This is a genomic window from Thalassospira profundimaris (assembly GCF_003326675.1).
Classification (GTDB): Bacteria; Pseudomonadota; Alphaproteobacteria; order Rhodospirillales; family Thalassospiraceae; genus Thalassospira; species Thalassospira aquimaris.
In genome coordinates, this window is sequence record NZ_JPWF01000023.1 from 29,382 (window position 1) to 43,135 (window position 13,754).

Consider the following 13,754-nt stretch of genomic DNA (forward strand, 5'->3'; position numbering starts at 1 on the left):
AACAAACGTTGAGCATTCAGCGTAAGGGAGCCCGTTTGTGTCCGGTTTTCATTGGTCACGAAATCAGCGTCTGAGCCTTGTGGGCCGATACACATTGTTATCGGTCGGCGTTGTTGTATGCGCGCTTGTTGCACTCAGCTTCTTTTATCAGCGTTTTTCCAATGAACTGATTGACCGCCTGACTGGTGAACGATTAAGCGCACAGGTCGCGGCAACGTCAAACAAGCTTTCGGCATTTCTGGACGCCCGTATCTATCAGCTTGTGACACTTTCAAACCACCCGGCTTTGCCAGCCTTTATTGATGCACCCAATTCACCGCAGGCCGAAGAAGCCCTGACGCTGCTTCGGGTCGAGGCGGATTCTCCCGATCTTTATGGCGTGCTGTTCTTTGACTGGAACGACAATCTTGATCGTCTGGTCGCCGGGCAAGCGGCATCCGGCCCGCCATACTGGTCAAAGACCGGATGGGATATTCGCGGCCTGCCACGGGTCGAGCATGAAGGCATCGAATTTATCGGACCGCAATTGCCCGAAAACGGCAATTCCGGCTGGCTTTTGATGCGCCAGCATATCCGCGATACCGGGTTTGGTCAGAATACGTCAGTGGCCCTTCATGTCCGTCTGTCATCCCTGACCGAGCTTCTGGTCAGTGCCGGGGTGGCCGGGGTTATTGAGCCACTTTTGCGTACACCGGGCGGCATTGTTCTTGATCCGACCGGACGCCCGGCCGAGGTTACCGGCGAGCTGATTGAAGGTCCCAGCATCCTTCCGGGCTGGAACATTGTCATGAGCGTTCATCCCGGCACCATTTTGCAGCCGATTGATCAGACGCGGTTCTGGCTTTATGTCACGGCAACCTTGATCATCGTGGTCATTCTGGCGATCTTTTTTGCCCTGTCGCGCAGCCTGCGCCGACGGGTTGATACGCTGGTGCAGGGTGCGCACAGCATTGCATCGGGTGATCTTTACTATCGGCTGCCCGAAGGGCGCAGACGTGACGAGATCAGCACGGTTGCCAAGGCTTTCAACACCATGGCCTGGCAGCTTAAGGACCTGATTGATCGAACCGTACGGGCCGAAAAACTTGCCGTTCTGGGGCAGTTTGCCACCGGTGTCGCCCACGAGGTCCGCAACCCGCTTGCCACCATGAAGACCACGGTTCAGGCCCTGACCCGTCAGGAACAGGATGTTGAACGCAAGGTCCTTCTTGATGACATGGGCCATCAGATTGATCGTCTGTCGCGGGTGGTGAATGATCTTTTGGCGTATGGCCGCCCGGGCGAGGCTGCGCCGCAAAATACCGAAATTCGCGATCTGTTCCGTCAATCATCGCGGGTTCTCGAACCGATTGCCAAGGATGCCAATATCCGGTTTTACACAAGCGGCGATTCCGGTCTTAAGCTTTATATCGATCCGGATCAGGTTTTGCAGGTGTTGCTTAATCTTGGCATCAATGCCATTCAGGCCTGCGACGCGGGCGGCACGGTTGGCCTGCGCGCCGAACAGAACGAGGAATGGGTCGAAATCCGCGTTACCGACGATGGCGCGGGCATCCCCAAACAGCATTTGCTTGACGTGGTTCAGCCATTTTTTACCATGAAAAGCAAAGGAACCGGCCTTGGCCTTACGATCAGTCAACAGCTGGTCGAGGCCAATCACGGTAAAATCCATATTGAAAGTGCCCCGCAAGAGGGCACGACAATCACACTGAAGTTCCCGGCTGCAAAAGCCGGAACTACCGAGGAGGAAGACCCCGAATATGTCCAAGAGGATCAGATTACTGATCGTCGACGATGAGGAATCATTCGTTCGTTCCCTGAGCTTTGCGCTCAGGACCGAAGGCATGGACGTCACCGGCGTTCATTCCGGCGAAGATGCCTTTCTCGAAGTTCGGAAAAACCAGTTCGATATCATCCTGCTTGATCTGCGCCTTCCCGGTGCGGATGGCATGGAGGTGCTTAACAGCATCCGCAATCTTGATATCGATGTGCCCGTGATCATGATTTCCGCACATGGCGATACCCGTGCGGCGGTCAAGGCCGTCAAACTTGGTGCTGCGGATTATCTCAGCAAACCGTTCGAGCTTGATGAACTGATCCATACGATCAACAGCGTCATTGATCAGAACCAGACCGCGCTTGAGCTGGAATATCATCGCAAGCGCGATGTTCCGGCCAACGGACTGATCGGTGATTGCGCCGCCATGAGCGAATTGCGCACCACCATCGACCGTGTCGCGCAAAGCAGTGCCAGCCGTATTCTTTTGCTTGGAGAGTCCGGGACCGGCAAGGCACTGGTCGCCCGCGCCATCCATGGCGAAAGCCCGCGATCATCGCGTGCCTTTATCGAGGTCAATTGCGCCGCCTTGCCCGAACAACTTATTGAGTCCGAGCTTTTTGGCGCGGAAAAAGGATCCTATACCGGGGCGCATCAAAAACGCACCGGACTTGTCAAACTGGCCGATGGCGGCAGCCTGTTTCTGGATGAAATCGGGGAACTTCCCCTGGCACTTCAGGCGAAGTTCCTGCATTTCCTTGAAAATGGCGATTATCGCCCGGTTGGCAGCGAACATTCGGCATCGGCAGATGTGCGGGTGATTGCCGCAACCAACCGCGACCTTGCCGAAGAAGTTCGTCTGGGCAATTTCCGCGAAGACCTGTTTTACCGTCTTAATGTCATCACCATTGATATCCCGTCTCTTCGGGCCCGTGGTGAAGACATCATCAAACTGGTCGAACATTTCGCCGACAAACAGGCCAAGGCCGAAGGATGCCATCCGATCAATTTTGCACCGGAAACCTTGGATATTCTGCTTGCCCATCGGTGGCGCGGCAATGTTCGGGAACTTAAAAACCTGATTGAACGGCTGACCATTCTGTATCCGGCCAAGACGATCTCGCCCGAACTTTTACCGGCTGAATTTCATGAGGCCGAGATAACCGGCGAAAGCCATGCCCCGCAGGACGCCCATTCAAACGGGCCACAATTGCAAGATCGCCTTGATACGACCGAACGCAATCTTGTGCGTGATGCGCTTGATCAGGCGGACGGGCATAAGGGCCGGGCCGCCGAAATCCTTGGTATTTCCCGTCATGCCCTGAAACGCAGGTTGCAAAGGCTGGGCCTTCAATAACCTGCCGGCATTAAGCCACATGCAAAGCCATTGAGCGAAAACCGCTCAATGGCTTTTTCTTTTTGGAGCGCCAACCGCTCATACGCGCGCTCATAGCGCGCGCGCCAACCGCGCATCTTTGGCGCAAAGCCGCGATCTCCCTGCCTTTTTCATTTTGCCGATCAGTTGGCACAGCCTTTGCCAATTACACCGACAAAGGTACAAACACGAATGGAACAACCATTCGTAGGGAGGATACATCATGGAGATGCTCACACGCCCGGTTTCCGGGTGCATCACCATTATTGTTGTCGCGTTCACATTGCTTGTCGCCCAAGGCGCACAGGCCGAACGTTTTGAGCTGGGCGCATCGGCGGACGAAGCTGATGCGGTGATCGGCTGTTTGTACCCGATGACCGGTCGCTCAGCGACTTATGGTCGCGACAGCATTGTCGGCATTCAAATCGCACTGGATGATCTGGCCGCCGAAGCCAAAGCAGGATTAACGCCGCCGAAACTGCGTGTCATCGCCGATGATCCGCGATCAAAGGCGTCCTATGCGGTGCGACTGGCCCAGGATTTCGTTGCCAAGGATAACGCCCGATTCTTTTGCGGGATCGTTTCATCAGGCGTTGCCCACGCGGTCAGCGACCTTGCCCGGAACGACAAGATTATCATGGTCGGAACCGATCACGCATCATCCCGACTAAGCATCGAGGCCGGTCACGACTATTACTTCCGCGTCACCAATGACAGCTGGACCAGCATGGCCGCAGGTGCGCGGTATTTGCGCGATCTGCAAAAACAGACCGGCTGGAAACGTCTTGCCTTTGTCGGTCCCGATTATGATTACGGGCATGTTTCCTGGACCGATTTGCAGCTCGCCCTTGACGGGCTTGGCGTTGAATATGAAACCGTCAGCGCGCTGTGGCCCAAGCTGTATGAGCCGGACTATTCGATTTACATCAACGCCCTGCAGTCGGCCAAACCCGATGTCGTTGTGACCGCACTTTGGGGTGGGGATTTCATTGCCTTTATCAAACAGGCATCAACCACCCGCTTCTTTGAAAATATCCGTCTGGCCAATTTCGATACCGGTGCCAATTACGATGTGATGATGGCGCTTGGTGATCAGCCCTATCCCGGTCTGATCCTGTCGGCACGCCACCACAATAACTGGCCCGAAACGGGGCGGAACAAACGATTTGTCGCACAGTTCCATGACCTGACCGGCCGTTATCCGACCTATGCCGCCGAGGGTGCCTATACCGGCATCATCGCGATTGCACGCGCCATCGAAAAGGCGGGCGGTTCGAATGACAGCCGGGCACTGATCAAGGCACTCGAAGGATTGCAACTGGCCCTTCCCGAAGATCCGCCGGGTTTTGCATCCTATATCGATCCCGACACTCACCAGATTGTCCAGGCGCAAGCCGTGGGCACGGTCGTCCATAACGAAGATTTTCCGCCATCAAAGCTGATGGTGGGGAATTGGGCGATCTACGACGCCGAAGACCTCAAACCGTCAAAAGAGATGGTCAAACGCCGCCGCGATGCCGTGGCCGGCGGGTCGGAGGCTGTTCCACCGCCAACTCCATAGACCTTTCCCAAGGGAGGAAAACGTGAAGAATAATAAAACAACTTTCAGCAAATATCTGGTTTCGGGCGTCGCTGCCCTTGCCCTGACTGCCGGCCTTGCATCGGGTGCATCCGCAGCCGAAAACGGCAAATTCCGCGTCGGCATTGTAACCTTCCTGTCCGGTCCTGCGGCCGGTCCGTTTGGTGTTCCGTCTGCCAATGCCGCCAAGGTTCTTGTTGAAGCATTGAACAAGGGCGAACTGCCTGCGCCGTACAACAAGATCGGTATCAATGGTGCCGAAATCGAAGCCGTCATCATTGATGAGGCCGGTGGCGCAACCAAGCAGGTCGAAGAATACCGCAACCTTGTCCAGCGTCAGAAAGTTGATGCCGTTATCGGCTATGTTTCTTCGGGTGATTGCCTTGCTGTTGCACCGGTTGCCGAAGAACTGAAAACCTTCACCATCGCATATGATTGCGGGACCTCCCGCCTGTTTGTTGAAAACAGCGATGCACAATACATGTTCCGTACCGGTCTTGACGCATCTGTCGACAATATCGGCGCTGTTCGTTACCTCGCCGCAACCCGTCCGGACGTCGCACGTCTTTCGGGCATCCAGCAGAACTATTCCTGGGGTCAGGACAGCTGGGCAGACTTCACCGCTGCTGCGGCGAAACTGCTTCCGGAATCTGAAGTCGTCGAAGAACAGTTCCCGAAAATCTATCAGGGCCAGTACGGCGCAGAAATCTCTGCCCTATCGGTCAAGCGTCCGGAAATCGTTCACAGCTCCTTCTGGGGTGGCGACATGGAAGCACTGGTTCTTCAGGCAAATGCCCGTGGTCTGCTTGAAGATGCAACCGGTCTTCTGACCTGTGGCGAAGCAAGCCTTGCGACCTATAAGGATCAGGCACCCAATGGCATGATCATCGGCGCACGTGGCCCGTTCGGCGCATTCGCCCCGGAAAACGACCTGAACACCTGGTTCAAGGGTGCCTATAACGCGGCCTATGATCTTGATCCGGTTTATCCGGCAACCAAGATGGCACAGGCAATCCTTGGCCTGAAATTCGCTGCTGAAAATGCCGGAGTTGCCGACAAGGCAATCCCGACCGCCGATCAGCTTGCCGCTGGCCTGAAGGGTGCTTCTTTCCCGTCAGTTTCAGGTACGGTTGAAATGGCACGCGGCAACGGTCATCAGGCCATGCAGGGCATTGCTTATGGCGAATACCACTACGAAGACGGCAAGGCGTCCATCGTCAATTCCGTCGCGTTCTCTGGCGAATGCGTAACCCCGCCAGAAGGTGTTTCTGCCGCAGACTGGATTGCCCAGGGTTTCCCGGGCGCTCAGTGTAACTAAGCGCACGCAATCTTCCTGCGATGCGGGCATCTCCTTTGCGGGATGCCCGCCCTTTTCCCTGCACACTGGATATTTGTGATGACAAGTCTTCTTGCCGTCCTGATTGATGGCTCGATCTATGCATCGTGGCTGTTTCTCGTGGCCGCTGGCCTGACCGTGATTTACGGGGTGATGCGCATCCTGAATATGGCCCATGGCAGTTTCTATGCCATTGGTGCCTATTCTGCGGCGTCCCTTGTCGGCTGGTATTTCAATAACGGTATTGGCCCGGCCTGGATCAGTTATCTTTTGCTGGTTGGTGCGGCACTGCTTGCCGGACTGATTGTTGGCGTGATCATTGAACGCGGATTGCTGCGCCTGATGTATGGCCGCGACGAAATCCTGATGGTGATCATAACCTATGCGCTTTTGTTGATCCTTGAAGACACGATGAAAATCGTCTGGGGGGTTAACCCGTATTTCGCCTATCAGCCCTATTCAGAGCTTGGCCGAACGTCCCTGGGATTACTGAAGGTCTCGAACTACGACCTGTCACTGGTCGGCGTTTCGGCAGTCATCGGCCTTGTCTTGTGGGGACTGCTTGAACGGACCAATACCGGCAAGGTATTGCGCGCCGTGATCCATGACCGCGAAATCGCGGTTGCGATGGGCGTGAATGTCCGCCTGATGTTCACCATCACCTTTGTCATCGGAACCATCCTTGGCGCACTTGCCGGTGCGCTGACGGCGCCGGCCATTTCAGTTGTGCCGGGCATCGGGATCGAAGTCATTGTTCTGGCCTTTGCCGTGGTCGTTATTGGCGGACTTGGCAGTATCGGCGGTGCCGCTGTTGGCGCGCTGCTTGTCGGGCTAAGCCGTGCTGCGGCCGTTCACTATGCCCCCGAGTTTGAACTTTTCGTCATTTACGGCGTGATGTCGCTGGTTCTGGCGTTCCGCCCCGAAGGCCTGTTTGGCCGTACTTTGGCGAGGAAAATCTGACATGCGTTTTGATAAAACTGAAATCTCGCTTGCGGCAGTTGCGATTGCCTGTGTGCTGTTCGGGTTTGTGTCGCCCGGCTGGCTGATCTTCCTTTTGACCATCGCCTTTGCCAAGGCGCTTGTCGTACAGGGCGTGGTCATGCAGATGCGTTCGGGTCTGGTATCGTTTGGTCAGGGCCTGTTTTACTGCATCGGTGGTTATACCGTCGGCATGGGCGGCCAGTTCTTTGGCATCCATGATGCGATTGCGGCCCTGTCACTTGGCATGCTGGTTGCCATTGCGGTTGCGATGGTGCTGGGGCTGTTGCTGACACGCTATCGCGACATCTTCTTTGCGATGCTGTCACTGGCCTTTTCGATGATCCTGTTTGGCATTCTGGTCAAAAGCCCGGGACTGGGCAGTACGGACGGCTTTAACGTTCATAACTGGACAATCTTTGGCTGGGCCCCGGACGGTGGTGAAAGCAGCCAGCACACGGTCTTTACCCTGACCGTTCTGGCCGGTCTGATGATTGCCGTTCTGATCCATCGTTACACCAAGGCCGGGATCGGCGTCATTTGCGAAGCCGTTCGCGAAAACGAAGTCCGCGTTGAATATCTTGGTCTTTCGCCGCGCTGGTTGCTGTATGGCAACTATGTCAGTGCGGCCGCGGTTTCCGCCCTTGGCGGCGGCCTGACCGCCCTTGCCACCGGGCATGTTGATCCGGAAATGGCCTATTGGACCACGTCTGGCGAATTCATCTTTATCGCGCTTCTGGGTGGCCTCGGTCATGTCGCGGCACCGTTTATTGCCGCTGTGGTTTTCTCGGTCGTGCGGACCTATGCCATCGAACTGGTTCCCCATACATGGCAGATGATCCTCGGCTTTACCCTTTTGGGCGTCATCGTCTTCCTGCCCAAAGGCCTCTGGAGCCTGGTATCGCGTAAAAAAGCAGGAGAACGGGCATGACTGTCATTCTTGAAACCAAATCGCTGAACAAGGAATTTGGTGCGGTCATCGCCGCAAAGGACCTTGATGTCCGCATTGCCAAAGGCGAGATCGTTGGCGTTATCGGATCAAACGGTGCGGGCAAGACAACCTTCATCAATATGGTGACCGGTTATCTGAAACCGACCCGTGGCGAAATCCTGTTTAACGGCAAGTCGATCCTTGGTCACTCGCCGCGTGCAATCACCCGTGCGGGCATGGCGCGATCATTTCAAGTTGCACAATTGTTTCCTGAAATGACAGTCCTCGATAACCTGATCGTTGCCCTTGCCGCGGCTGAAAGCCCGCGTCCGAGTTTCCTAAGCCCGCTTCGCAGTGACAAACGCGTTGCACGGGCCGAAGACATCCTGCGCGAATTCGGTGTCGAAAACTATCGCGATTCAATGGTTACAGCGGTGCCCCAAGGCGCACGCAAACTGGTTGATATCGCCATGGCCCTGATCGGCAATCCGCAGATGCTGTTGCTTGATGAACCGACCAGTGGCGTCAGTATGGATGAAAAAACCGGTTTGATGGATACCGTGATGAATGCGGTCCGCCAACATGGTGTAACAGTGCTGTTTGTTGAACATGACATGGATGTGGTTGAACGTTACGTGTCGCGCGTTCTGGCATTCTATAGCGGCGAGATCATCGCCGACGGCCAGCCATCCGCCGTTCTGGCCGATGAGCGCGTGCGCGATTTGGTCACCGGCCATCGTCCCACCCACAAGAAAGGGAATGGCGCATCATGACGCTGGAAATCAAAAAACTGAATGTGTCGATCGGCAATATTCCGATCCTGCGTGATGTTTCCCTGACCGTTCCATCGGGACAGATGTTTGGTCTGATCGGGCATAACGGCGCGGGCAAAACCACCCTGATGCGCGCCATCATGGGATTGCTTGATGCCGATGACGGTTCGATCACCTTTGATGGCAAGGATTTGCGCAAGACGGCGGATTTCGGTCGCGCCAAAGGCGGCATCAGCTACATGCCCGAAGACCGCCGCCTGATCCCGTCCCTGACGGTCGAGGAAAACATTCTCCTTCCGGCCTGGACCAACGGCATTGCGGACGCCAAGGAACGTCTGGAATGGGTTTATGACCTGCTTCCGGAAATTGCCCAGTTCCGCGCCCGTCGTGCCTTGCAGCTTTCCGGTGGTCAGCAAAAGCTGGTGGCCCTTGGTCGTGCCTTGATGCCGGGCCGGAAGTTGCTGCTTTTGGATGAACCGTTCGAAGGTGTTGCGCCGGTTCTGTCGCGCCGCCTGTCCGAGGTTATTTCCAATCTTGGCAGCAGTGGTCTGTGCGTCCTGATTTCTGAATCAGATGACACCCACTCCGCCGATCTGGTGACAGGCAGCTATCGCATCGAACGCGGCACTGTTTCCCCATCCGACACCCAACCCGCATAAGCCCGGCCAACGCGAGGATCACCATGTCAGATTTTACATTTGAAACCACGCCCCGCGTCATCTGCGAATTTGATGGCGCACTTCAGTTGGGCAGCCTGTGTAACGAGTTCGGCGCGAAGCGCGCCGTTCTCATCACCGATCCGGGCTTGAAGCAAGTCGGGTTGATTGACGCCCCCTATCAGGCCCTGATTGATGCCGGGATCGATACCCTGTTGTGGACACGGGTTGAAGCCGATCCACCCGAAAGCACCATCCTTGAGGCCGTCAAAGGCGCACAGGATTTTGGTGCTGATATCATTATCGGCCTTGGTGGCGGATCATCGATGGATACCGCCAAGCTGGTGGCGTTGCTGTGCGGTAATCCACAGCAACTTGATGCAATCTACGGGATCGGTCTGGCAAGTGGCCCACGATTGCCGCTTATTCAGGTTCCGACCACGGCGGGCACCGGATCGGAAGTGACCCCGATTTCCATCGTCACCACCCCGACCCAGGAAAAGAAAGGCGTTGTCTCGCCGCTTCTGTACCCGGATGTTGCATTGCTGGATGCCAAATTGACCATGGGCCTTCCGGCATCAATCACCGCAATGACCGGTATTGATGCGATGGTTCATGCCATCGAGGCCTATACGACCAAGCACAAAAAAAACGCGCTGTCTGATGGCTTGGCCATTCGCGGCATGCAGTTGATGACCGCCCATATCGATGATGCGGTGTCGGCAAACCCGTCCCGCGAAGCCCGCGAAGCCATGCTTCAGGGATCAATGATGGCTGGCATGGCATTCGCCAATGCCCCGGTCGCCGCTGTCCATGCGCTGGCCTATCCGCTGGGCGGGCATTTCCATGTTCCACACGGTCACAGCAACGCGCTTGTCTTGATCGAGGTTCTGAAATTCAACCGCGATGCGGCCTGTCCGCAATATGCCGAACTGGCCCGTGCGGTTCTGCCGGGCGAACGGTTTGCCGATGATGATGCCGCCTGTGATCGTTTCATCGACTATATAACCGACATGGTTGAACGCATGCCCTTTACCCGTCAGCTGCGTGATCTTGGCGTCACCGAGGCCGATCTCGACATGCTGGCGACCGATGCAATGAAGGTCGAACGCCTTTTGATCAACAACCCGCGCGAAATGACCTTTGAGTCCGCACGCGACATCTATGCCGCCGTGCTGTAACCACAGGATAGCCCCATGACGATTGAACTCAATGATGCCGGTCTTTGGCAAACCCTTGGTCATATCAATGGCAAATGGGTATCAGCCGACGCTGGCAAAACCTTTGCCGTGACCGATCCGGCTACTGGCGAACATCTTGCCGATGTCCCTGATATGGGGGCGGCGGAAACCCGCACGGCCATTGATGCCGCCAACGCCGCCCTTCCGGCATGGCGGGCAAAGACCGCCAAGGAACGGGCCAATATTTTGCGCAAATGGTTTGACCTTTGCATGGCAGCACAGGAAGACCTTGCCTTGCTGATGACCCGTGAACAGGGTAAGCCCCTTGCCGAAGCACGTGGTGAAGTGGCCTATGGCGCGTCCTTCCTTGAATGGTTTGCCGAAGAAGGCAAACGCATTTATGGCGATGTCATTCCGTCACACGGCGCAGACAAGCGTATCATCACCGTCAAACAGCCGATTGGTGTTGTCGCCGCGATTACGCCCTGGAACTTCCCGATGGCGATGATCACCCGCAAATGTGCCCCGGCGATTGCCGCGGGTTGCACGGTTGTCATCAAGCCGGCAGAAGACACACCTTTGACCGCCCTTGCCCTTGCCGAACTGGCAAAGCGTGCAGGTTTCCCCGATGGTGTGATCAACGTCGTCACCGCATCGCATGGCGCGGATATCGGTAATGAACTGACCGCCAATCCGATTGTGCGCAAGCTGTCCTTTACCGGATCGACCCAGGTCGGCAAACTTTTGATGCGTCAATGTGCCGATACCGTCAAAAAGGTCAGCCTGGAGCTTGGCGGCAATGCACCCTTTATCGTCTTTGACGATGCCGACCTTGATGAAGCCGTTGCCGGTGCCATCGCATCGAAATACCGCAATGCCGGTCAGACCTGTGTTTGTGCGAACCGCATTCTGGTTCAGGAAGGCGTTTATGATGCCTTTGCCGAAAAACTGGCAGCCGCGGTTGCCAAACTCCGCGTTGGTCAGGGCACCGAAGACGGCGTGACCCAGGGGCCGCTGATCAACACAAAGGCGATTGAAAAGGTCGAGACCCTTGTCAATGACGCGATCAGCCACGGCGCCAAAGCTGTTCTGGGGGGTGAACGCGCCAAACCGGGCAGCAATTTCTTTAGCCCGACCATTCTGACCGGTGTCACGGCAGAAATGCGGATTTTCTCCGAGGAAATCTTTGGTCCGGTTGCACCGCTGTTCAAATTCAGTGACGAGGCCGAGGCTATTCGCATGGCCAATGACACGCCCTTTGGCCTGGCGGCTTATTTCTATGCCCGTGACATTGGTCGCATCTGGCGCGTTGGCGAAGCCCTGGAATACGGCATTGTCGGGATCAATGAAGGGATCATTTCCACGGAATCTGCCCCGTTTGGCGGCGTGAAAGAGTCGGGCATCGGTCGTGAAGGATCGAAATACGGCATCGATGATTTTGTCGAGATTAAATATATGTGCCTCGGCGGTCTCGCCGGGAAAGCCAACTGACCGGCAACGAGGAGCCCCACCATGAGTTTCATGTTTCGTAGTGTCCCGCGCATCGTTTGCGAGGCTGGTGGCATTGCCAAAACCGGCACCCTGATGAAAGAACTAGGCGCAACCCGCGTCACCGTTGTGTGCGATCCGGGCATTGTCACACTGGGCTATGCCGACAAGGTGCAGCAATCACTTGAAGCAGCCGGCATCGCCGTGCAAATTTTTGCCGATGTGCAGGCCGACCCGCCCCAGAATATCGTCCAGCAGGCGATTGACGGAGCCAAGAACTGGAAGGCCGACGGCGTGATCGGTCTTGGCGGCGGCAGTTCGCTTGATAGTGCCAAACTTGTCGCCTTGCTTGCCAACAGCGATCAGACCATCGAAGGCATCTACGGGATCGACAAGGCCACGGGTGATCGTTTGCCCTTGATCCAGATTCCGACCACCGCCGGGACCGGATCGGAAGTCACATGGGTGTCGGTGATTACCGACAACAACAACCTCAAACAGGTTGTTTACACCCCGCAACTGATGCCTGATATCGCCCTTCTTGATGCGGAGCTGACCTATGGGCTACCGCAAAAGGTAACGGCGGCAACCGGGCTTGACGCGATGGTTCACGCCATCGAAGGCTATACCAGTCGGACGCGCAAGAACCCGATTGCCGATGGCATGGCGGTGACGGCCTTGTCGCTTTTGGGCAAGAACCTGATGAAGGTGATTGAAAATCCGGGCGACAAGGAAGCACGTTCGGCAATGCTTCAGGGGTCATTGATTGCCGGGATGGCCTTTGCCAATGCATCGGTTGCCGCCATTCATGGTCTGGCCTATCCGCTGGGTGCACGATTCCATATTCCGCATGGCCATGCCAACGCATTGGTCATGGCACAGGTGTTGCGCTTTAACCTGCCCGCAGCAGGTAAACTTTACGCCGAACTGGCCCCGTGCCTGATCGAGGATTGTGATTTCGCATCCGAAGAAGAAGCCGCCGAGGCCTTTGTTCGCCGGATCGAGGAAATGGTTCCGGCCAGCGGCCTTGAAACCCGCCTGCGCGATCTTGGCGTTACCGAAGAGTCCCTGTCGGAAATGGCCGAGGAAGTCTTTGGCAAAATCTATCGCCTGATTGAAAGCAATCCGCGCGACATGACGGCAAGCGACATCGAAGCGATTTATCGCCAGGTCTACTGATCCCGAAGGGTGTTTGACTTTACACCCTTACGCACAAACCGGCGGCTTGCTTGGTCGCTTGGCCGCCGGTTTGTTTAACGCTCTGAACAATGACAAAGATGGATAAAGCCGTTTTCCAGTTCAGACCTATATTAAGTCCTGTTGTAAACAGTCGACCAAATCGGTTTTACTCGCGATCGCATTCAGGACAACCGAATGATTATCGGCAACGACCACCATCTGGTGCGCGATGTCCTGTGTGTGCAAAACCGGTTTGCACCAAACGACAGGAACATTTTGATATGATGAAGACCATTACCGCATCGGACAGCCATTCGCTGAATTGCTGGTTTGAACCGGCCGTTGGCGAACGCCGTGGCGGGATTGTTATCCTTCAGGAAATCTTTGGGGTTACCGACCAGCTTAAAGGTGTTGCTGCCAAATATGCGGCCCTTGGCTATGAGGTTGCAATCCCGGCTCTGTTTGACCGACAGGAACGCGATGCGGTTGTTCCGTTTGATC

Annotated in this window: 12 protein-coding genes; all 12 read left to right on the forward strand. The window is 55.9% G+C overall.

Annotated features, from left to right (window positions below):
- Nucleotides 1-37 precede the first annotated feature (37 nt).
- Nucleotides 38-1,798 carry a sensor histidine kinase gene (locus TH19_RS21175; RefSeq protein WP_114104356.1) on the forward strand — a complete coding sequence of 587 codons (1,761 nt, stop codon included), beginning with the start codon at nt 38-40 and terminating at the stop codon, nt 1,796-1,798.
- Complete coding sequence (locus tag TH19_RS21180; RefSeq protein ID WP_114104357.1) at nt 1,761-3,134, forward strand: sigma-54-dependent transcriptional regulator; 1,374 nt, start codon at nt 1,761-1,763, stop codon at nt 3,132-3,134. The genes TH19_RS21175 and TH19_RS21180 overlap by 38 nt, the downstream gene beginning before the upstream one ends.
- Nucleotides 3,135-3,375: 241 nt before the next feature.
- Nucleotides 3,376-4,713: an ABC transporter substrate-binding protein gene (locus tag TH19_RS21185; RefSeq protein WP_114104358.1), complete on the forward strand. Its 1,338-nt coding sequence runs from the start codon at nt 3,376-3,378 to the stop codon at nt 4,711-4,713.
- A gap of 22 nt (nt 4,714-4,735) precedes the next feature.
- Nucleotides 4,736-6,049, forward strand: coding sequence for an ABC transporter substrate-binding protein (locus TH19_RS21190; protein WP_114104359.1), 1,314 nt, complete (start codon nt 4,736-4,738; stop codon nt 6,047-6,049).
- Between the two features lie 78 nt (nt 6,050-6,127).
- Entirely contained in the window at nt 6,128-7,027 is a 900-nt protein-coding gene (locus TH19_RS21195; RefSeq protein ID WP_114104365.1) for a branched-chain amino acid ABC transporter permease, read from the forward strand.
- Between the two features lies 1 nt (nt 7,028).
- Nucleotides 7,029-7,976 carry a branched-chain amino acid ABC transporter permease gene (locus tag TH19_RS21200; protein WP_114104360.1) on the forward strand — a complete coding sequence of 316 codons (948 nt, stop codon included), beginning with the start codon at nt 7,029-7,031 and terminating at the stop codon, nt 7,974-7,976.
- Nucleotides 7,973-8,749, forward strand: a complete 777-nt coding sequence (locus tag TH19_RS21205; protein WP_114104361.1) for an ABC transporter ATP-binding protein — start codon at nt 7,973-7,975, stop codon at nt 8,747-8,749. Before TH19_RS21200 ends, TH19_RS21205 begins: the two co-directional genes overlap by 4 nt.
- Nucleotides 8,746-9,408, forward strand: coding sequence for an ATP-binding cassette domain-containing protein (locus tag TH19_RS21210; RefSeq protein ID WP_114104362.1), 663 nt, complete (start codon nt 8,746-8,748; stop codon nt 9,406-9,408). Before TH19_RS21205 ends, TH19_RS21210 begins: the two co-directional genes overlap by 4 nt.
- Before the next feature lie 23 nt (nt 9,409-9,431).
- A complete protein-coding gene (locus TH19_RS21215) occupies nt 9,432-10,586 on the forward strand; it encodes an iron-containing alcohol dehydrogenase (RefSeq protein ID WP_114104363.1) in 1,155 nt (384 codons plus the stop codon).
- Nucleotides 10,587-10,601: 15 nt separating this feature from the next.
- The gene (locus TH19_RS21220; RefSeq protein WP_181846508.1) at nt 10,602-12,077 is read left to right on the forward strand and encodes an NAD-dependent succinate-semialdehyde dehydrogenase; all 1,476 of its coding nucleotides are present in this window, start codon (nt 10,602-10,604) and stop codon (nt 12,075-12,077) included.
- A gap of 21 nt (nt 12,078-12,098) precedes the next feature.
- The gene (locus TH19_RS21225; RefSeq protein WP_114104364.1) at nt 12,099-13,253 is read left to right on the forward strand and encodes an iron-containing alcohol dehydrogenase; all 1,155 of its coding nucleotides are present in this window, start codon (nt 12,099-12,101) and stop codon (nt 13,251-13,253) included.
- A gap of 281 nt (nt 13,254-13,534) precedes the next feature.
- Nucleotides 13,535-13,754, forward strand: a 220-nt coding sequence (locus tag TH19_RS23180; protein WP_181846509.1) for a dienelactone hydrolase family protein, incomplete at its 3' end; no start/stop codon positions are given.

Bases quoted from the DNA above. Each gene is read 5' to 3' on its own strand.
- TH19_RS21180 (WP_114104357.1), top strand. From the start codon at position 1,761: ATGTCCAAGAGGATCAGATTACTGATCGTCGACGATGAGGAATCATTC.
- TH19_RS21185 (WP_114104358.1), top strand. From the start codon at position 3,376: ATGGAGATGCTCACACGCCCGGTTTCCGGGTGCATCACCATTATTGTT.
- TH19_RS21195 (WP_114104365.1), top strand. From the start codon at position 6,128: ATGACAAGTCTTCTTGCCGTCCTGATTGATGGCTCGATCTATGCATCG.
- TH19_RS21200 (WP_114104360.1), top strand. From the start codon at position 7,029: ATGCGTTTTGATAAAACTGAAATCTCGCTTGCGGCAGTTGCGATTGCC.
- TH19_RS21205 (WP_114104361.1), top strand. From the start codon at position 7,973: ATGACTGTCATTCTTGAAACCAAATCGCTGAACAAGGAATTTGGTGCG.
- TH19_RS21210 (WP_114104362.1), top strand. From the start codon at position 8,746: ATGACGCTGGAAATCAAAAAACTGAATGTGTCGATCGGCAATATTCCG.
- TH19_RS21215 (WP_114104363.1), top strand. From the start codon at position 9,432: ATGTCAGATTTTACATTTGAAACCACGCCCCGCGTCATCTGCGAATTT.
- TH19_RS21220 (WP_181846508.1), top strand. From the start codon at position 10,602: ATGACGATTGAACTCAATGATGCCGGTCTTTGGCAAACCCTTGGTCAT.
- TH19_RS21225 (WP_114104364.1), top strand. From the start codon at position 12,099: ATGAGTTTCATGTTTCGTAGTGTCCCGCGCATCGTTTGCGAGGCTGGT.